The sequence below is a fragment of the Lacrimispora sp. BS-2 genome (assembly GCF_040207125.1).
GTDB lineage: Bacteria > Bacillota > Clostridia > Lachnospirales > Lachnospiraceae > Lacrimispora.
This window is the reverse complement of the sequence record NZ_CP157940.1, coordinates 1352340-1372075: the sequence shown is the minus strand read 5'-3', so window position 1 is coordinate 1372075 and position 19736 is coordinate 1352340. Positions and strand designations below refer to the sequence as shown.

Annotated in this window: 20 protein-coding genes; 1 reads left to right on the top strand and 19 read right to left on the bottom strand. The window is 45.5% G+C overall.

The window, feature by feature from the left end:
- Nucleotides 1-24: 24 nt before the first annotated feature.
- The 13 genes from ABFV83_RS06525 to ABFV83_RS06465 form a co-directional block, all read right to left on the bottom strand.
- Entirely contained in the window at nucleotides 25-888 is an 864-nt protein-coding gene (locus tag ABFV83_RS06525; RefSeq protein WP_349948106.1) for a lysozyme inhibitor LprI family protein, read from the bottom strand.
- A 131-nt stretch (nucleotides 889-1019) separates the two neighbouring features.
- Nucleotides 1020-1496: a ribonuclease HI gene (gene rnhA / locus ABFV83_RS06520; RefSeq protein ID WP_349948105.1), complete on the bottom strand. Its 477-nt coding sequence runs from the start codon at nucleotides 1494-1496 to the stop codon at nucleotides 1020-1022.
- Between the two features lie 15 nt (nucleotides 1497-1511).
- Nucleotides 1512-3113 (bottom strand): MBL fold metallo-hydrolase, encoded by a 1602-nt coding sequence (locus ABFV83_RS06515; protein ID WP_349948104.1) that lies wholly within the window; start codon nucleotides 3111-3113, stop codon nucleotides 1512-1514.
- Between the two features lie 44 nt (nucleotides 3114-3157).
- Entirely contained in the window at nucleotides 3158-4633 is a 1476-nt protein-coding gene (spoIVA, locus tag ABFV83_RS06510; protein WP_349948103.1) for a stage IV sporulation protein A, read from the bottom strand.
- 263 nt (nucleotides 4634-4896) lie between these two features.
- Nucleotides 4897-5607 (bottom strand): ABC transporter ATP-binding protein, encoded by a 711-nt coding sequence (locus ABFV83_RS06505; protein ID WP_349948102.1) that lies wholly within the window; start codon nucleotides 5605-5607, stop codon nucleotides 4897-4899.
- Between the two features lie 13 nt (nucleotides 5608-5620).
- Entirely contained in the window at nucleotides 5621-6379 is a 759-nt protein-coding gene (locus tag ABFV83_RS06500; RefSeq protein ID WP_349948101.1) for an ABC transporter ATP-binding protein, read from the bottom strand.
- A 17-nt stretch (nucleotides 6380-6396) separates the two neighbouring features.
- Entirely contained in the window at nucleotides 6397-7458 is a 1062-nt protein-coding gene (locus tag ABFV83_RS06495) for a branched-chain amino acid ABC transporter permease (RefSeq protein WP_349948100.1), read from the bottom strand.
- Between the two features lie 9 nt (nucleotides 7459-7467).
- Nucleotides 7468-8349 (bottom strand): branched-chain amino acid ABC transporter permease, encoded by an 882-nt coding sequence (locus tag ABFV83_RS06490; protein WP_349948878.1) that lies wholly within the window; start codon nucleotides 8347-8349, stop codon nucleotides 7468-7470.
- Nucleotides 8350-8446: 97 nt separating this feature from the next.
- On the bottom strand, nucleotides 8447-9652 hold the full coding sequence (locus ABFV83_RS06485; RefSeq protein ID WP_349948099.1) for an ABC transporter substrate-binding protein: 1206 nt from the start codon (nucleotides 9650-9652) through the stop codon (nucleotides 8447-8449).
- Nucleotides 9653-9834: 182 nt separating this feature from the next.
- Nucleotides 9835-10845 (bottom strand): NAD(P)H-dependent glycerol-3-phosphate dehydrogenase, encoded by a 1011-nt coding sequence (locus ABFV83_RS06480; protein WP_349948098.1) that lies wholly within the window; start codon nucleotides 10843-10845, stop codon nucleotides 9835-9837.
- A 15-nt stretch (nucleotides 10846-10860) separates the two neighbouring features.
- Nucleotides 10861-11502: a glycerol-3-phosphate 1-O-acyltransferase PlsY gene (gene plsY / locus ABFV83_RS06475; RefSeq protein ID WP_349948097.1), complete on the bottom strand. Its 642-nt coding sequence runs from the start codon at nucleotides 11500-11502 to the stop codon at nucleotides 10861-10863.
- A gap of 1 nt (nucleotide 11503) precedes the next feature.
- Complete coding sequence (der, locus tag ABFV83_RS06470; protein WP_349948096.1) at nucleotides 11504-12832, bottom strand: ribosome biogenesis GTPase Der; 1329 nt, start codon at nucleotides 12830-12832, stop codon at nucleotides 11504-11506.
- The gene (locus tag ABFV83_RS06465; protein WP_349948095.1) at nucleotides 12829-14295 is read right to left on the bottom strand and encodes a DUF512 domain-containing protein; all 1467 of its coding nucleotides are present in this window, start codon (nucleotides 14293-14295) and stop codon (nucleotides 12829-12831) included. Before ABFV83_RS06465 ends, der begins: the two co-directional genes overlap by 4 nt.
- A 202-nt stretch (nucleotides 14296-14497) precedes the next feature.
- On the opposite strand from ABFV83_RS06465, the gene ABFV83_RS06460 reads away from it, so the two are divergent.
- Nucleotides 14498-15676 (top strand): ribose-phosphate pyrophosphokinase, encoded by a 1179-nt coding sequence (locus tag ABFV83_RS06460; RefSeq protein ID WP_349948094.1) that lies wholly within the window; start codon nucleotides 14498-14500, stop codon nucleotides 15674-15676.
- A 165-nt stretch (nucleotides 15677-15841) separates the two neighbouring features.
- On the opposite strand, the gene pgeF is transcribed toward ABFV83_RS06460, so the two are convergent.
- From pgeF to rplS, 6 genes are all read right to left on the bottom strand, one after another.
- On the bottom strand, nucleotides 15842-16693 hold the full coding sequence (gene pgeF / locus ABFV83_RS06455; RefSeq protein WP_349948093.1) for a peptidoglycan editing factor PgeF: 852 nt from the start codon (nucleotides 16691-16693) through the stop codon (nucleotides 15842-15844).
- 20 nt (nucleotides 16694-16713) lie between these two features.
- A complete protein-coding gene (locus ABFV83_RS06450) occupies nucleotides 16714-17058 on the bottom strand; it encodes a YraN family protein (RefSeq protein ID WP_349948092.1) in 345 nt (114 codons plus the stop codon).
- The gene (locus ABFV83_RS06445) at nucleotides 17055-17705 is read right to left on the bottom strand and encodes a ribonuclease HII (protein ID WP_349948091.1); all 651 of its coding nucleotides are present in this window, start codon (nucleotides 17703-17705) and stop codon (nucleotides 17055-17057) included. Before ABFV83_RS06445 ends, ABFV83_RS06450 begins: the two co-directional genes overlap by 4 nt.
- Nucleotides 17706-17786: 81 nt before the next feature.
- Complete coding sequence (gene ylqF, locus ABFV83_RS06440) at nucleotides 17787-18629, bottom strand: ribosome biogenesis GTPase YlqF (RefSeq protein ID WP_349948090.1); 843 nt, start codon at nucleotides 18627-18629, stop codon at nucleotides 17787-17789.
- A gap of 9 nt (nucleotides 18630-18638) precedes the next feature.
- Nucleotides 18639-19190, bottom strand: a complete 552-nt coding sequence (gene lepB / locus ABFV83_RS06435; RefSeq protein ID WP_349948089.1) for a signal peptidase I — start codon at nucleotides 19188-19190, stop codon at nucleotides 18639-18641.
- Nucleotides 19191-19333: 143 nt separating this feature from the next.
- Nucleotides 19334-19681 carry a 50S ribosomal protein L19 gene (rplS, locus tag ABFV83_RS06430; RefSeq protein ID WP_054737763.1) on the bottom strand — a complete coding sequence of 116 codons (348 nt, stop codon included), beginning with the start codon at nucleotides 19679-19681 and terminating at the stop codon, nucleotides 19334-19336.
- Nucleotides 19682-19736: the final 55 nt, after the last annotated feature.

Genomic DNA, 19736 nt, shown 5'->3' with positions numbered 1-19736 from the left:
AAAGTACGGCAAATACCGTACTTTTTACTGTTCCTCCTTTAAAGAGAGAACATCCATATATTCTTCTACCAGATCATAGGCCCTTGCCCTCGTGGATTCTGCCAGGGAGGCGGTGTATTCAACCTCTTCCAAGCTTCCGCCGCTGTATTTTTTTGCGGCTTCCTCTGCCTTGGCATCCCTGCTTTTGATCCATGCCTGCTGAGAAGTCTCAAGGGACTTTATATCTTCGTCGTTCAGTTCCTCTAAAATCGCAGCATAAATTGCATTCAGTTCCCTGTTCCACAGCTTTAGTTCTTTATCTGCCAGAGCCTTCATGGAATAAGTATTGGAATCTCCCGACTCCTGCCGCATCTTTTTGATCTGGGCATCCAGATCAAACAAATGCTTTTGATAATAGGCTGCTCCTTCTGAAGAACCGGCAGAGTTAACCGGCCTGCTTTTCGAATCCGGACTGATGGGAGAGATCACGGTTTCCTCAATGGAAGCCTCGTTAGAGCTTTCCGCTGCCTGGGGAGCCGGCTCCGCCTCATCGGAAACTATAGCAATTTTCATCCGAAGTCCGGCTTCTGCCGGCTGCGCACTATTGTCCGGGACGGTTTCGGTCTTTGGGGCAGCAACCGGCCCGGCTTTCCTCTGCTTTGGTTCCTCTGCTGAAGCCGGTGCTTCTTTAGGAGCCGGCGCATCCGCTGAAAACAATTCCGGCGTTCCGCCATAGCCTTTTGCGTCCGCATAAGCTTCAGGAACTTCGGAGTTTGAAAGCCCGGTAATTCCCATGGGATCCGAAACGTTTTCCTTGCTTTTCACAAAACTGGATGTGGCAAGGGTTATGAGGATACCAATGACCAAAATGCTTCCGATCACAATCCAAATTCCTCTATTTTTATTCATGAAATATCATCCTAACCTGCTTTGATGGAATTAACATATCACAAATAAAAAAGAAAGAAAATAGGAATCCGCAATTAGTAAGACATTGTAAGAGATATGTAAGTTTTTGGCATTTTCCAATGGCTGCCATGTCATATCCCTTCGTCCACCAGCAGATCGTCTCCATCTGCAGCGCTTGTGGCCAGCATGTCGCACCGTTCGTTCTGGGGGTGGCCGGCATGTCCCTTTACCCAGTTAAAAGTCACCTGATGAGGTTCCATGGCTTTTAACAGCCTTTCCCATAGATCAATGTTCTTTACAGGGCCGCTTTTGCCTCTCTTCCAGTTGTTTTTTATCCAGTTGTCAATCCAATGCTGATTAAATGCATCTGTTACGTATTTGGAATCAGAGTATAGTTCCACCTGGCAGGGCCTGGTAAGTGCCTCCAGACCTGCAATGGCCGCCATCAGTTCCATACGGTTATTGGTAGTCTTTACATATCCGGCTGCCATGGTTTTTTCGTGGAGCTGCCCTTTGGAATCCATAAACTGTAAAACCGCACCATAGCCTCCCGGCCCGTCGGGGTTTCCTCTGGCAGCTCCGTCGGTAAATAATTGTACTCTCGTCACTTTCTGTTGTTCTCCTTATCTATCCCATTTATCACATAAAGAATTAATCTGATCCGCAAATTTGGCAAGATCTTTATTGGCTCCGCCTTCGTTATGACGGATAACCTGCAAAAGCCTTTCGCCTGCAGCAAAAAGCCTTCCATAAACTCCCGCTGGTTTTTTTGAGATTTCCGGTGATTTGACTACTGCAATACCCTCTGTTTCATTCAGCCATCTTCCCAGGGAAAGATCATAAACAGAACCGGAGTGAGGGGCATTTACCCTGTATCCGTAATCCTTCTCAAGGAGCTGTTCAAAGGAGCTGCAGACCAGATCATCACCGTGTACCAGAAATACTTGTCGTGGTTTTTCTTCAAATGCGTTCAACCAGGCAATCAATCCTTCCATATCTGCGTGGGAACTCATCCCATCCATCTGTTCTATATGGGCTTCCACCTGAATGGTTTCGCCAAATAGCCTAACCTCACTGCACCCTTCGATCAGGCTTCTCCCCAAGGTTCCTATGGACTGGTATCCGGTGAAAACTATGGTGCATTCCGGCCTCCATAAATTATGCTTTAAGTGATGGCGGATACGGCCTGCATCACACATGCCTGCCGCTGATATGATCACTTTTGGTTTTGAATTAAAATTAATGTTCTTGGATTCTTCGCTGGTAACTGACAGCTTTAGGCCTGGAAAGGATATGGGATTGATGCCTTTCATTACCAGTTCCTTTGTTTCCTCATCATAGCAGTCAACCAGATTATTTTTAAAAATCTGGGTCGCTTCCACTGCAAGAGGACTGTCGACATAAACCTCAAATCCGTCGTGTCCGGTGACCAGCTTTTCCGCCTTGATACGGCGGAACATATAAAGGAGTTCCTGGGTCCTTCCTACTGCAAAAGCGGGTATCACCACGTTTCCTTTTCTGTCCAGGGTCTTCTGGACAATGCCTGCAAGAACGGAAACATGGTCCGGTATCACACCGTGAAGCCGGTCTCCGTAGGTACATTCCATAACCACATAATCTGCCTCTTTTATGTAGTGAGGATCGCGGATTAAGGGCTTGTTCTTGTTGCCGATATCACCGGAGAATACGATTTTTCTGGAGGTTCCGCCTTCTGTAATCCAGATTTCAATAGAAGCGGAACCAAGAAGATGGCCTACATCGATAAAGCGTATTGTAAAGCCATCCTCCAGTTCCACCTTTTCATTGTAATTGTAGGAATGAAACAGCTCCATTACCCCTATGGCGTCATTGACTCCGTACAGAGGTTCCTCTTCCGGAAACCCTGCCCGCCTGGCTTTTCTGTTCTTCCATTCTGTTTCGGACTCCTGTATATGGGCGCTGTCCTTCAGCATAATGCCGCAAAGGTCAGCAGTTGCCACAGTGGAGATCACCTGTCCCCGGAAGCCTCTGGCATAGATGAAAGGAAGCATCCCTGCGTGATCGATATGGGCATGGGTCAAAAGAACATAATCAATCTCTGCGTAACTGACCGGCAGATCCACATTTACAAATTTATCAATCCCCTGCTCCATACCGCAGTCCACAAGGATTTTAAAACCGGCAGCTTCCAGATAATGACAGCTCCCGGTTACCTCGCGGGCTGCGCCGATGAACATTAATTTCATATAAGCCCTCCTTTTGTACCTGTTTTTTGTATTATACCATTAATTTAGATAATAATGCAAATCATACCGCCATTACTATCATTAATTATTTTTTGGAGGGTGTCCTGAAGTTTTATTTGACAGTCTTCCGTAAGCTGGGAAACCTTTTGCTGAATGCCGTCTTCCACGATCTGTTCAATGGATTTTCCAAAGATATTGGTGTTCCATATTCCCTCTTCGCTTTCTCTTGCATTTTCTTTGATGTAGGCGATTAAATCTTCTGCCTGCTGTTCGCTTCCGACAATAGGGGCGATCTCCGTCTGGATATGAGCCTTGATTAAATTGATGGAAGGTGCTTCTGCCCGCATTTTTACTCCGTATTTATTTCCGTGTTTGATGACTTCCGGTTCATCCAGTATAATCTCGGACCGTTCCGGGGTCACGATTCCATAACCTTTGAAACGAACCTGGCTCATGGCCTGGTTGACTTTTTCGTATTCCGACTTCATTTTTGCAAGCTCGCTTAAGGTCTGCATCAACTGGTATTCTCCCTCAATCGGAAGCCCTACGTAATCGCTTAAAATCTGATAGTAATAACTGTCATCTACATCCATGGCAACAGAAACGCTGCCGTCAGCCATATTCATGTTCTGGATCTTAATGGACCGGACACTTTCCGCAGAACCGTCAAATAAGTCTGAGGATACGTCCTTCATATGGGATACCTTTTTCACCATATCCTTTGCAGCCTGGATGACCTGGGCTTTTAACCAATGGGTGGCAGGGAGGATCTCAAGCCATTTTGGAATGAAAAAATCCATTTCCGTCACAGGGAATTCCTTTAATACCCGTTCAAGGATGTTGTTTACGTCATCCTTTTTTAACTGTTCACAGTTAATGGGCATGACCGTTACCCCATATTTCTGGCTCATATCCTTTGAAAGGGCCGTCGTTTCGTCTGAATATGGTTTTGCGGAATTAAGCAGGATAATAAAGGGTTTCCCAAGAGCTTTTAATTCCTGTACGGTGCGCTCTTCTGCAGCTATGTAATTAGGACGCTTCAGTTCACCGATAGAACCGTCTGTGGTGATGACTACGCCAATGGTAGAATGATCATTGATGACCTTTCTGGTTCCGATTTCCGCCGCTTTTGTAAAAGGTATCTCATAATCAAACCAGGGCGTCTTCACAAGCCGCTCTTCATCATTTTCAATGTGGCCGGCAGCACCGTCTACCATAAAGCCTACACAGTCGATCAAGCGGACTTTTGTTTCAATTTCATCTCCCAGACGGATGATGGCAGCTTCTTTGGGGATGAATTTGGGTTCCGTGGTCATGATGGTTTTTCCTGCCGCACTCTGGGGCAGTTCGTCCCTTGTCTGAGTTTTCTGGTGTTCATCCTCCATGCCCGGCAGAACCATTAATTCCATAAAACGCTTAATAAAAGTCGACTTTCCTGTTCTTACCGGCCCCACAACTCCAATGTAAATTTCTCCGTTGGTTCGGGCTTTGATATCATTGTATACGTTATAATTGTCCATAAAGATTCCCCCTTCTGTGCTGTTATACTATATGCATGGGAGAAAGGATTATTCCCTTTTATTTTCACGCAGCTTCCCTGAGTTTTCCATCGTCAAATCCGGTTATATGTTCTGCCGCCAGGTAATCCCAGGACAAAAGCCTGCCGCAATGCCGGATCATGAATCGTAAAACAGATAAAAAGGGGAAATCCCCATAATTTCATGCATATTTTATACATGAGATTATGGGGATTCTTAAATCTGGCACAAAAAAATCCGTATGATCATTCGCTTAGATATGCTTTCTTTACCGAATCATTATTCATCAGTTCGTGGGCATCGCCGCTTAAAACAATAGCCCCTGTTTCCAGAACATAAGCGCGGTTTGCAATGGACAAAGCTTTTTTGGCATTCTGCTCAACCAGCAAAACCGTGGTTCCTGATTTATTGATCTCCTGGATGATATCAAAAATCTCGTTTACATATATGGGAGAAAGCCCCATAGACGGCTCATCCAGTACGATCACCTTTGGATGGCTCATCAGTGCCCGCCCCATAGCTAACATCTGCTGCTCTCCGCCGCTTAAGGTTCCCGCAGGCTGGTTCTTTCTCTCCTGAAGCCTTGGGAAACGTTTATAGATCATCTGCAGGGTTTCTTCTATCTCGTTTTTATCCCGCCTTGTATAAGCGCCCAGCTTTAAATTTTCATAAACGCTTAAAGCTGCGAAAACCCGCCGCCCTTCCGGTACATGAGCCATACCCATGCTCACAATTTTATCGCCCCGAATTCTTGTGATATCGCGGCCGTCAAACTGAATTGTTCCGGAAGCCGCCTTTAAAAGGCCGGTTATGGTATGAAGGGTCGTGGTTTTTCCAGCGCCGTTAGCGCCGATCAGGGCCACGATCTCACCCTCGTTTACTTCAAAGGAAATACTCTTAAGCGCCTTGATGACGCCATAATATACTTCCAGATCTTTTACTTCAAGTAATGCCATGCCTTAAGCCTCCTTATTCTCCCAGATATGCCTTGATAACTTCCGGATCATTGAGCACATCCGCTGTTTTTCCCTGGGTAAGCACCTGACCGAAATTCAGTACGGTCAGTTTTTCACAGATCCCGGAAACAAGCTTCATATCGTGTTCAATTAACAGAATGGTCATATCAAAATTATCCCGTACAAAGCGTATGGTATCCATAAGCTCTGTAGTTTCGTTGGGATTCATACCGGCTGCCGGTTCGTCCAGAAGCAAAAGCTTGGGACCAGTGGCAAGAGCACGGGCAATCTCCAGTTTCCTCTGCTTTCCGTATGGAAGATTGGACGCAAGGACATCCTTTTCTTCATCAAGGCCAAATACTTTCAAAAGCTCTATGGCCTGTTCGTCCATCTCCTTTTCCACCTTAAAATACTTTGGCAGACGAAGAATCCCCGCGACGGTTGAATAGGAATAACTGTTATGAAGACCGGTCTTAACATTATCAAGAACAGTTAAATCCTTAAACAGACGGATATTCTGAAAGGTCCTGGCGATTCCGGCCCTGTTAATATCCACTGTTTTTTTCCCGGTCATGTTCTCTCCGTCCAGCAAAATAGTGCCTGTATTGGGTTTATATACACCGGTCAAAAGATTAAAGATGGTAGTTTTACCTGCTCCATTAGGGCCGATAAGACCGTAAAGCTGTCCTTTTTCTATGGTAATGCTGAAATTATCTACGGCGCGCAGTCCGCCAAAGGAAATTCCAAGATTCTTGATTTCCAGTAAAGCCATGGTTATACCCTCTCCTTCTATGCCCTGTTCTTATGAAAATACCGTTTCCTGAAATCAATCAGCTTCGGACTCCAGTTGAAAATCATCATGACGATCAGGATGATGGCGTAAATCAGCATCCGGTAGGTATTTAAACCTCTAAGAAGCTCCGGAAGCAGAGTCAGGATAACTGCAGCGATCATGGAACCCCGGATATTTCCGATTCCGCCGAGAACCACAAATACAAGAATCATGATGGACTGATTATATCCAAAATTCTTCTGTGTTGCAGTAAGGGCAGAAAGGTTATGGGAATACAGCACACCTGCCACGCCTGCCAGGGAGGCAGAAATGGTAAAGGCCATTAATTTGTATTTTGTAATGTTGATGCCAATGGATTCTGCGGCAATGCGGTTATCTCTTACAGACATGATTGCCCGTCCGGATCTGGAATTAATCAAATTCAGAACAATTACCAGAGTGATCAAAATAAGGATGACACCAATCGCAAAGGTGGAATTTTTAGGCGTTCCGGTAATGCCCTGGGCGCCGTTTATGATCACCTTTCCTTCTTCTGCCATATTGAGTGCCATTGCATTTTTCGTGGAAAAATGAAGCCCGTCAGCATCCTTTCCAATGTAGATCACGTTCATTACGTTTTTAATAATTTCTCCAAATGCCAGGGTCACAATGGCTAAATAATCGCCCCGGAGTCTTAAAACCGGAATCCCCACCACAATGCCGGCCAAAGCCGCGAAAAAAGCTCCGATCAAAATAGCGAAAAAGAAACGGATTCCCGGATTTGGAATGGCTTCCAGCATGGAAATGGAAAACAGGGAACTGGAAAAGGCTCCCATACACATGAAGCCGGCATGTCCCAGGCTCAGTTCTCCAAGGATGCCTACCGTTAAGTTTAAGGATATTGCCATAATGGTATAGATGCAGATAGGCACCAAAAGGCCCTTCATCAGGCTGCTTACCTGGCCTGCATTTACAAGAAGCTGTACAATGATAAATGCGGCGATCACCAGCCCAAAGGTTATCATGTTGCTTTTTAAAGTCTTATTCAGACAGAATTTCATTTTCATACTTTTTTCCATGTCGTCCACCTATACTTTCTCGTTAATCTTCTTACCCAGGATTCCTGTAGGCTTTACCAGAAGAACGACAATAAGGACTGCAAATACGATGGCATCGGAAAGCTGGGAAGAGATGTAAGCTTTGCTTAAGTTTTCAATCACACCCAGTAAAAGTCCGCCGATCAATGCTCCCGGAATGGATCCGATTCCGCCAAATACGGCAGCTACGAATGCCTTGATGCCTGGCATGGAACCGGTATAGGGGGTAAGAGTCGGATAAGCGGAACAAAGAAGCGCGCCGGCAACAGCAGCCAGAGCAGAGCCAATGGCAAAAGTAAGGGCAATGGTTCCATCTACATTAATCCCCATGAGCTGAGCAGCTCCCTTATCTTCCGATACGGCAAGCATGGCCTGCCCTGCTCTTGTCTTTTTGATAAACATGGTCAGACCGATCATAATGATAACGCAGCTGACGATGGTAACAATGGTCTCACCGGAAATGGTAAGCTTTCCCTGTGAAAGCTTAAGAGCCGGAATTGTTACGACAGAAGTAAAGGATTTCGGATTAGAACCAAAAACGAGCAGTGCGATGTTTTGGAGTAAGTAGCTCACACCGATTGCCGTGATCAGAACTGCAAGAGGACTTGCCATACGGAGGGGACGATAAGCAACGCCCTCAATGACAACGCCAAGTACCGTGCATAGGATCACTGCAAGGAGTATGCCGGCAACCGGGCCAAGGCCCATTGTGCTGACGACTGTGAACACTACGTATCCTCCAATCATAATTACATCGCCATGAGCAAAGTTAAGCATCTTGGCAATGCCATATACCATGGTATATCCCAGGGCAATGATTGCATAAACACTGCCCAGGCTTAGACCATTAATAAAATAGGATATGAAACTCATCATACCATCGCACCTCATTCGTTGTTTATTTTAAAAGAAGAGAGTCGTCCTCTGGACGACCCTCCATTGGGTCATTTAGCGAATTATGCCTCGGTAATTACATCGCTGTGTAAACACCGTTTACGATCTTAACTGCTTTTGGAGCCTTATCAGGTTCTCCGTTCTCTGACCACTTCATGTTCTCGCCTGTTAAACCGTTTACGGAAATTTCTGTCATAGCTGTCTTTAAAGCATCGCAGATTGCAGAAGCATCCATATCTGCTGTAAGTCCGGCCTTTTCAGCGGCAGCCTTGATGGCGTAAACCGCATCATAGCCGTCAGCAGCAAACTGGTTCGGTGTCTCACCGTACCTTTCTTTGAATGTTGTAACAAACTTCTGTGTCAGTTCATCCTTTGCATCTGCAGCAAATGGTGTCAGAAGCATTACATTTTCAGCCAATGCAGTGTCAAAGTTTTCTACGGTTAAAAGTCCGTCAAGTCCGTCGCAGCCAAAGAACTGGGGCTCATATCCCATCTGCTTTGCCTGTGCAAGGATCAGGGCAGCCTGGGAATAGTAAATCGGAAGGAATACAAGCTCAGCGCCTGAATCCTGTGCCTTTTGAAGCTGTACGGAGAAGTTGGTATTGTTGTCTGCGGTAAAGGCCTCATCAGACACAATTTCAATTCCCTGATTTGCTGCTTCAGAAAAGAATTTATCATGGATACCGGATGAATAAACATCGGAACTGTCATAAATAATGGCAACCTTAGTAGCCAGCTTGTTCTCACCAATGTACTGTGCGGAAGCTGCTCCCTGGTTTGGATCGGAGAAGCATACACGGAACTGGTTTTCAAACTTTGCACAGTCTACTGCAGAGCCGGAAGGAGTGAGCTGGAATATATTGTCGTTACTGGATTCCGCACCTACTGCGATACAGGGAGCGGAGGTAACGGTACCGACTAACATCTGCATACCCCAATCCTTTAAGGTATTGTAGGCATTGACTGCCTTTTCCGTATCGTTTTCATCATCCTGGAAGTTGTACTCAATCTGAGTGCCGCCTATTCCGCCGCTTGCATTGATTTCGTCAATGGCAAGTTCAGCACCGCGCATAACAGCCTGTCCGTAAATCGCTGTACTTCCGGTAATTGGTCCGATACCACCGATTTTAAAAGATCCTTCTCCAGAAGCCTTTGCTGCTTCCGTGGATTCTCCTGATGCCGCGGTGGTTTCTGAAGTTTTGCCGCTTCCGCAGGCAGTTAAAGATGCTGCCAAAGCAACTGCCATGGTAAGGCTCAGTAACTTCTTCATAGATTTTTTCATAATCCGTTCCTCCTCATAAAACGTTCTATATATACAGTAGCTTTGGCATAAAGATCGAACGCCGTTTACGTATACATAGTCTTTATAATAAAATGGCTTTTAAAAAATGTCAACTGATTTTAGTTTAATTATGAAAAAATCGACATGTTTCTTTTTTCCAGCCTGTCCTTAAAGAGAGGGCATCATTTATCCCATGGCAGATCAGAACTTTCAATGGTCTTATCCCGAAGCATCAGTTCCTTGACAGCCTCAGAGGCTGGTTTATTATCAAATAAAACTGCATTTACCTGCTCCACAATAGGCATGGAAACATCATACTTTTCCGACAGGGCCAGAGCGGCTTTGGCAGAATAAATGCCTTCCACCACCATCTTCACTTCCTTTGTGGCTTCCTCCATGGTCCTTCCCTGGCCGATCAGGATTCCGGCTCTTCTGTTCCGGCTGTGCATACTTGCACAGGTCACGATCAGATCACCGATTCCGGACAAACCGCAAAAGGTCTGGAATTTACCGCCCATTTCCGTTCCCAGCCTGGATACCTCAGCGATCCCTCTTGTAATAAGGGCCGCTTTTGTGTTATCTCCATAGCCCAATCCATCTGCAATTCCGGCAGCAAGGGCAATGACGTTTTTAAGGGAAGCTCCAAGTTCGATTCCCTGGATGTCGGGGCTTGTGTAAACCCGGAAAACCTCACTCATGAAAATTCCCTGAATGTATTCAGCTGTCTTTCTGGTACGGGCACCTGCAACGCAGGTAGTGGGAAGGTTCTTGCTCACCTCTTCCGCATGGCTGGGACCGGAAAGGACTGCCACATCTGCCATGGGAAGTTCTTCTTCCAATATTTCGGAAAGGGTCATAAGAGAGGCTTCTTCTATCCCTTTTGCAACGTTGACAATCACCTGACCGTATCTGCAAAATGGATTCATCTTTCTTGCGGTGGAACGGACATATACGGAAGGAACTGCTGTTACCAGAAGATCCTGTCCTGTCATGGTTTCCTCCAGATTCTCCGTAAAGACCATATCCTCTGGAAGCACCAGATCCGGAAGGGTATGATGTCTGTGAGTCGATTTTATCTCCGAAATTTCCTCAGGGAGAGCCGACCAGACGGTCACCTCATGTCCGTTATTATATAGAAGAACTGCAAGCGCAATTCCCCAGCTCCCCGATCCGATCACTCCGATTTTAGCCATTTTCTTCACCTCATTTTATTTTTCCCCTGAACGAAAGGAAATTTTATTCTCTCTGCCACGGACAAGGCGCCCGATATTTGCCCGGTGACGCCAGAATGCCTGACCGCTTATGAGCGCCGTCACTATGTAGAATTCCGGCAGCAATTTTTGATCAATCCCATAGGCTCCCATCCATCCAAAAAGACACATCCATACAATAAAAATCGTTGCAACCACCAGAGAGCCCAGAGAAACATATCTTGTAATGGCAACGATCAAAATAAATGCCGCCAGACATAAAAGGGTCATTCTTAAATCAGCAGCTACGATCAGCCCGGCAGTGGCCGCGATGCCCTTGCCGCCTTTGAAATTAAGGTAGAACGGGTAATTATGGCCGAGAATAACGCCAAAGCCCGTATATAATAACAGAAGATAAATCATCTCCGGCTGGGACCGGAACAGGACCCGGATCATCAGGCAAGGCAGCAATGACTTTAAAAAATCTCCAAAAAAGACCACTGCTCCGGCTTTTGCCCCCATGACCCTTAAGGCATTGGTTGTACCGGAATTACCGCTTCCGTAATTCCGGATATCGATTTTATGGGCCTTTCCGTAAAAATAACCGGACTGTATGAGTCCAAATAAATAACCTGCAAAAAGACAGATGATTCGTTCCATACTACTGTTCCTTTCCGCTTCTTTCTCTATATATAAACTTAAGGGAGGTTCCCCGGAAACCGAATGCTTCCCGGATCCTGTTTTCTAAATATCTGGTATAGGAAAAGTGGGTCAGTTCCTTGTCATTTACAAAGATTACAAAAGTCGGAGGCTTTACGGCAACCTGGGTGATATAATAGAGCCTTAACCGCTTGCCCTTGTCAGACGGCGGCTGCTGAAGGGCCACGGCTTCTGTCATGATTTCGTTTAGAACTCCGGTAGCCACCCGAAGGGTCTGGTTCTCCCGAACCATATCAATCACCTCGAACAGCTTATTCATCCTCTGTCCGGTCTTTGCTGAAATAAACAGGTACTCTGCATAAGGCATAAAGGACAGGGTATTTTTGATCTTGTTTGTATATTCATAGATTGTCTTATCATTCTTTTCAATGGCGTCCCATTTGTTGACTGCAACAATGATGCCCTTACCCCGCTCATGGGCAATACCCGCAATTTTTGCGTCCTGCTCGGTTACGCCTTCCTCAGCATCAATAACCACTACCACCACATCGGCCCGTTCAACTGCCGTAACGGTACGGATGATACTGTAGCGCTCCAGTTCTTCTTTGATCTTACTTTTCCGTCTCAGTCCTGCCGTATCAATGAACACATATTCCGTTCCATTATGGACGATCTCTGTATCCACCGCATCCCTGGTAGTGCCTGCAATGTTGGAGACAATAACCCGGTTTTCTCCCAAGAGCTGATTTATAATAGAAGATTTTCCTACGTTTGGTTTTCCCACAACCGCAATTCTCGGCCTGTCATCCTCTTCTTCATCTGTATCAAAAGCACTGAAATGCTTTGCCACTTCATCAAGAAGCTCTCCAAGACCCAGTCTGGAAGCTGCGGAAACCGGAACCGGATCACCAATTCCCAGGTTATAGAACTCATATACATCATTTCCAAATTTCTGGAAGCTATCCACCTTATTGACCGCAAGGACGATAGGCTTTTTTGACTTCCGAAGCATGTCAGCGACCTTGGAATCCGCATCCACCAGTCCCTGACGGACATCCACGATAAAGATGATAACATCTGCAGTGGCAATGGCGATCTCCGCCTGCTCCCGCATCTGGGACAGGATGATGTCACTGCTGTCCGGCTCAATGCCTCCTGTATCAATCAGGGTAAAATTCATATCCAGCCAGGTACAGTCTGCATAGATCCGGTCCCTGGTAACGCCCGGCGTGTCCTTTACAATAGAAATGGTATCACCGGCCAAAACATTAAATAAAGTAGACTTTCCCACATTGGGGCGGCCTACGATGGCAACTACTGGTTTACTCATATAATATTTCCTTTCTCTCCCTCGCCCATGTTTTCTGGGCATAAATGTATACCTGTAGGGTATTTCTCCCTTCCTGCCTGATCTTCCGGGCACAAAGGTATACCCGCAAGGGTGTTTAACTCATATCCTTCATAAGAAGCTTCACTCTCTTCTACCGGCTCAAGAACTGCCTGTACAAAATCCTGACCGCTTGATTTTACAATATCTACCTGTACTTGTAAAGCATTTTGTACATCCTGACGGGTCAGGTCATCAAGAAATACCTCTTCTCCGCTTCGGAACATGCATTCCGGAAGCAATAACCGTCTGCCAAGGGGCTTATCCTTAAGTTGTCCGATCAGGTCCTGCCCGGTGATTAAGCCTGCCACTGTGATCTGCTCACCGAAAAAAACATTGGTAATAGAGTAAACATGAATGATCCGCCCGGGAAATTTTTCCTGTACCAGTTTTGCATGTTTTTCAATATAAGGGGCAGCCAGCTTTCCTGTTGCTATTGAGATTTCTTCGGACTTATGGTCATCCTCCATAGTTTCCAGAGCAGCCTTAATTTCCTCATCCAAAAGCCGGAGCATGCCTACACCGTTTTCCAGCTGAATATATCCGTCGTAACGCTTCTCTTCCGGAAAGGGCCGCCCGGCCAGGATATAAAGCTCGTCGCTGGCGTGAATGAAATGATTCCCATGGGTTTTATAAAGCTTTTTCTGCCACCGTTCAATGATTTTTAAGATCTCTTTTGCATCTTCGGCCGTAAAGGGCTGTAAGGGATAAAGGCCATCCCGGTATTTTGACATTCCCACAGGGACTGCGGATACGCTCTCCATGTATGGGAGGAATTTTGATAAATCCCCTATGGTCCTCTCCAGTTCCTTTCCGTCATTGACGCCCTTGCACAGCACGATCTGTCCGTTCATGGGGATTTCCGCCTCATACAGCCTTTGGATCTTATCCAGGGCTTTGCCTGCAAACCGGTTGTGAAGCATCTCACACCTTAAGGCAGGATTGGTGGTATGGACGGAAATATTAATAGGTGCCAGCTTAAATTTGATGATGCGGTCGATGTCATGATCGCTCATATTGGTCAGCGTCACGTAGTTCCCCTGTAAAAAGGAAAGCCTGGAATCGTCATCCTTAAAATACAGGGTCTCTCTCATTCCAGGGGGCATCTGGTCAATAAAACAGAAAATGCATTTGTTCCGGCAGGATCTGTATTCGCTCATCAGTCCGTTCTCAAAGGTGATACCTAAGTCCTCGTATTGGTTCTCTATTTCCAGTTCCCACTCTTCCCCGTCTTTCTTTTTCACGGTCATGAGAACGGACTCGCTGTTAATATAATACTCATAATCAAAAATGTCTTCCAGTTCATTGCCATCTATGGACAGGACCGCATCCCCTGGCTCAAGTTCCAACTGATCTGCAATGGAGCCGGGATCCACTTCTTTTATGATATGTCCTCTTTTGCTCATTTCAATTTTACCTTTCTGTAGCTGTCCCATATATCATAACAAGATTGTTACTCTTTGTAAAGGAAGCCTTTTTTGTTTTTTTTCCTGGAAATACGCCCAAGGCTATTGACGCATTCTGTCAATCAATGGTATAAAAGGGTGTAAGATTAAAAGCAGGCAGTCTTACGACTGGCTGTTGATTTATTATGGAGGAATCTTTGTCATGGCAAATGATTATGTATTTAACGACCAGCTACCTGTTGCACCCTTAAAGATTGCAGCGCTGGAAAGCTGCCGGGAACTGGCCGGAAAAGTAAATGACCACATCGTAGGTTTCCGCAGAAATGATATCCAGGAGCTTATACGCCGTAAAGCTGATCTTCACTATCGCGGTTATGATGTGGACTCCTATCTTCTTAAATGCGAGTGCCCACGTTTTGGAAGCGGAGAAGCAAAAGGCATCATCAGGGAATCTGTCCGGGGTACGGATGTATTCGTGATGGCGGACGTCACCAATTACAGCATAACCTATACGGTCAATGGTTATACCAACCATATGTCTCCTGACGATCATTTTCAGGATTTAAAAAGAATCATTGGTGCCTGCAGCGCAACGGCCCACAGGGTATGCGTCATTATGCCGTTTTTATATGAAAGCCGTCAGCACAAGAGAACCAAAAGGGAATCTTTAGACTGCGCCATGGCATTGGAAGAACTGGTTCACATGGGAGTCAGCAACATCATTACCTTTGATGCCCACGACCCCAGAGTTCAAAATGCCATCCCATTAAACGGATTTGACAATTTCATGCCCACCTACCAGTTTGTCAAGGCAGTTTTAAGGAAGTATCCGCATTTAAAGATTAATAAAGAGCATTTAATGGTCATCAGTCCGGATGAGGGTGCCATGGACCGTGCCGTATACCTGGCAAACAATTTAAGTGTGGACATGGGTATGTTTTATAAAAGACGAGATTACTCCAAAGTGATAGACGGACGGAACCCTATTGTTGCCCACGAGTTCTTGGGTGCTTCCGTAGAGGGCAAGACGGTGCTGATCGTAGACGATATGATCTCCTCCGGAGAGAGTATGCTGGATACGGCTAAGGAATTAAAAGAACGGAAAGCGGACAAGGTTATTGTTTGCTGTACCTTTGGCCTGTTTACCAACGGACTGTCTAAATTTGACGAGTATTACAGCCGGGGCTACATAGACTGTGTTGTTACAACAAATTTAAATTACCGTCCAATGGAATTGCTTGACAGGGAATGGTATGTGGAAGCAGACATCAGTAAATACATTGCGGCAGTTGTGAATTCCTTAAATCATGACGTACCCATAAGTACTGCTCTTTCATCTACGGACAAGATACAGAATTTGTTAAAAAAATATCTGGCATAAGAATATGCCTCACTTTTGTAAAAGCGGAAAGGAGTATTGCACGATGGCATGAAATCATCATAATTCATGCCGGGGGCAATGCTCCTTTTATTTTAACAAAAAGGGAGATGCTGCAAACGAATTTAAGTCAGCTTAGCAGCATCTCTCCATCTGTATCATTAGAGGTTATCTTTTTTCTGCGATCCCTAAAAACGCAGCCAGATTTCCTCTCTCATTTCCGGTCGTCCGATGGGAAAATAAAAGATCTGAATTGCAATGGGTACAGATATCCGTAACCTGGATATTTTCCTGCTTTACTCCAGCCTCCAGCAGCACAATTTCATTTGCCCGCCAAAGGTCCAGCAAATATTTCCCATCTTCCTTTTCCCATAATATTTCGCCCCAATGCTTCCTGTCAAACCCTTTCATAAACTCCTGGGCGACTTCACTTCCCACCTCATAGCATTCCATGCAAATGCTGGGACCGATGCAGGCGATCACATCCTCCGCCTTTGTTCCAAAGGCTTCCTCCATTTTTTTAACAGTAACTTCCCCCATGCGTTTCACGGTTCCCCTCCAGCCGGAATGGCTGAGCCCAACAGCTCTGTGGATCGGATCCAGAAAATAAAGGGGGACACAATCTGCATAAAAAGTGACCAGAGTAATTCCAGGAACATCTGTGATCAATCCATCCACATCTTCATAATCCCGTTCCTTTACAATTCCTTTCCCTGCGTCCTCTTCTGTCACCAGCCGGACATTGGTGGTATGGGTCTGATAGGACAAAACCATCCGTTCCATATCAACTCCCAGAGCCTTTGCCATCCGGCTGTAGTTTTCCAGGACATGTGACCGATTATCTCCCCGGGTAAATGTAAAATTCATAGTAGCAAACTTTCCCTGGCTGACGCCGCCCAGCTTCGTTGAAAAACCTTGTTTAACCAGCCCGGTTCTTTCTAAAATCGGAAAAGACAAATAAGGCACCTTTTCCATTGTTTTATAATCCAATCTCATATCACTAGCTTTTCGCTTCCACATATTTTCCATCACACCTTTGTTTAAAATGCGTCTTTTATCAGCCGGATTTCCTGGCCCAGGATCGCCACCACGTCAAACCTGCAGGGAATGTCCTCTCCCAGATGGTGCCGGTACAGATATCTCCTGGCAGCATCCCTGATTTTTCTTTGTTTCAAAAAATGGACTGCTTCCGCAGGATCCCCTTTTTCCAGATTCCGCCGGTACTTTACCTCGATAAAGACGAGTTCCTTTCCATCCTTTGCGATAATATCAATTTCTCCCTTACGGTCCCCATAATTTCGCTCTAATATTACATATCCTTTACTTTCCAGATATGCGGCGGCCGCATCCTCAAACTCGCGTCCAACCTCCCGATGGTTTTTCAAAGAGAACCTCCCACAAAATTTTTAATAAAACTGCGCCTGTGAATGGGGCAGGGGCCAAACTCCTTTAAGGCATTAATATGAACAGCCGTCCCATATCCTTTATGCTTTGCAAAACCATATTCCGGAAATATTTTATCATATTCTTCCATCATATGATCCCTGGTCACTTTGGCCATAATGCTTGCGGCAGCAATTGACACACTTTTTGAATCTCCTTTGACAATGGGAACCTGGGAAACGGCAATGCCTGGGATCGTAACCGCATCATTTAAAAGAACTTCCGGCTCCACTCCCAATTTATTTATGGCAAGCCTCATGGCTTCATAGGTAGCCTGCAGGATGTTTATTTCATCGATCCTGTCTGCCCCCACTACTCCCACCGCAAAAGCGGAGGCTTTTTCCCGGATCTCTTCATACAGGGCTTCCCGCCGTTTCTCTGACAGCTTTTTTGAATCATTTAAAAAGAGAATCTCGCAGGCCCTGGGAAGGATCACTGCGCCGGCCACCACCGGTCCTGCCAGAGGCCCCCGTCCTGCCTCATCGATCCCGCAGACCAGTATATGATCCTCATACTGGTATTCAAACTCTTTCATGTTCTCCAGACGCTCTCGTTCTGCCTGAAGTTTTTCTTCTGTTAATTTTCTCATTTCATTAAGCTCCCATTTTATGATTAAAAAACAGGGTCTTGCTCTTCTTCCAAAAAGCAAAACCCTAATATTTAATTCCGACTACTGCACAGGTAATTCCAGAGTCATCCGGCCCAGCTTTCCGCTTCTGAAATCGTCAATCAAAAGATTGGAAGCCTTCACCAGATCCAGCTCTCCGCCCTTTGCAAGACAGGCCCTTGCCTGTGCCACCTGCCTTAATGCCTCCAGAGAATCTTCTGTTTCTATTCCATATCTTTCGGAAAGAACCTTGGGATATTCTTTTGTCAGGAAACGGATGAGTTCCATTGCCAGTTCATCCTTATTCAAGATCTCGTCATTGACGGATCCAATGATGGCCAGCTTGATTCCTACCTGCTGATCTTCAAATTTCGGCCATAAAATGCCGGGAGTATCAAGAAGCTCCAGGCTTTTATTCAGCCTGATCCATTGATTCCCTTTGGTCACTCCTGGCCTGTTTCCTGTTTTTGTGCATGCTTTTCCTGCAAAGGAATTGATGAAAGTAGACTTTCCCACGTTGGGGATCCCAACCACCATGGCTCTCACCGGGCGGTTTAAAATTCCTCTTCTGCGGTCACGCTCTATTTTCTCCTTACATGCCTCCTGGACAACACCATTAATCTGCTTTAATCCTGCCCCGCTTTTGGAATTCACCTTGATAACGTGGCAGCCCTTGGCTATAAAATAAGACTCCCAGGCGCTGTTGTAACGTTCATCCGCAAGATCGGATTTATTAAGCAGAACAATCCGCGCTTTTCCGGCCCCTAAATCATCAATATCAGGGTTTCGGCTGCTTAAGGGGACTCTTGCGTCCACCAGTTCTATTATCAAATCAATTAATTTGATATCTTCTTTCATAGCCCTCTTGGCTTTGGTCATATGACCTGGATACCATTGTATATTCATAACATTCCTCTACTTTGAACGAATTAGTTCCATTTTTATAAAAGGCAGCATCCGGAACCATACCTTTCCCTGGATCTGGTCTCTGCTTACATTTCCGATATTGGCAAAACGGCTGTCCTCGCTGCTGTCCCTGTTATCACCCAACAGGAAATATTCATCATCTTCAAGCTTAACCGGCTTTTCCGCAAGCCCGGCCAGAGAAATCCTGCCGGAACCGGAGGGTTCTTTTAGTTTTTCGCCGTCAATAAAGATTTCATCATTTTTTATCTGCACAGTTTCACCTGGCAGGCCGATGACCCTCTTTACATTCATTTTCTGGTCTTCTCTTTGAAATACCACCACGTCAAACCGGTCCGGGTTTCCAAAATCATAAACCAGCCGGTCCATCAAAACTACGTCATTCGAGGCGAGAAGAGGAAGCATGGAATGCCCTGCAATCGCGATCTGTGTTCCATAAGCATAGACCAGAAACCATGCTAATGCAATCACTACTACAATGTCAACCACCCAGTTGACTATTTGCCGGAGCCTATTATTATCTTCACTGTGATAAAAATCCATGTATGAAACACCCCATCTATTATAAGAAAGTTCGATTCCCTTGGCATAATTGGTCATTTGGTGAGCATGGTGAAGTGAACTTTCTTAAGTAACTATGCCAAGAAAGGGACAATTTGCATTGTCCCCCTCACCTTGATCCGGAATTATTTAACTGATTCTTTAACCTTGGCAGCTTTACCAACTCTGTCTCTTAAGTAATACAGCTTTGCTCTTCTTACTTTACCCTTTCTTACAACTTCAATGTTGTCTACGGAAGGGGAATGTAATGGCCAGGTCTTCTCAACGCCGATGCCGTTAGAATTCTTTCTTACGGTAAATGTCTCTCTGGCGCCGCCGTTCTGTCTTTTGATAACAGTTCCTTCAAAAATCTGGATTCTTTCGCGGGCTCCCTCTTTGATCTTGTTGTATACCTTAACGGTATCGCCAACGTTGAACTGTGGAACTTCCTGCTTTAACTGTGCTGCTTCAATATTCTTAATAATTTCGTTCATTGTGTGAACCTCCTTGATATTATTTGATGTTCTTAATACTTCATTTTAAAATCCG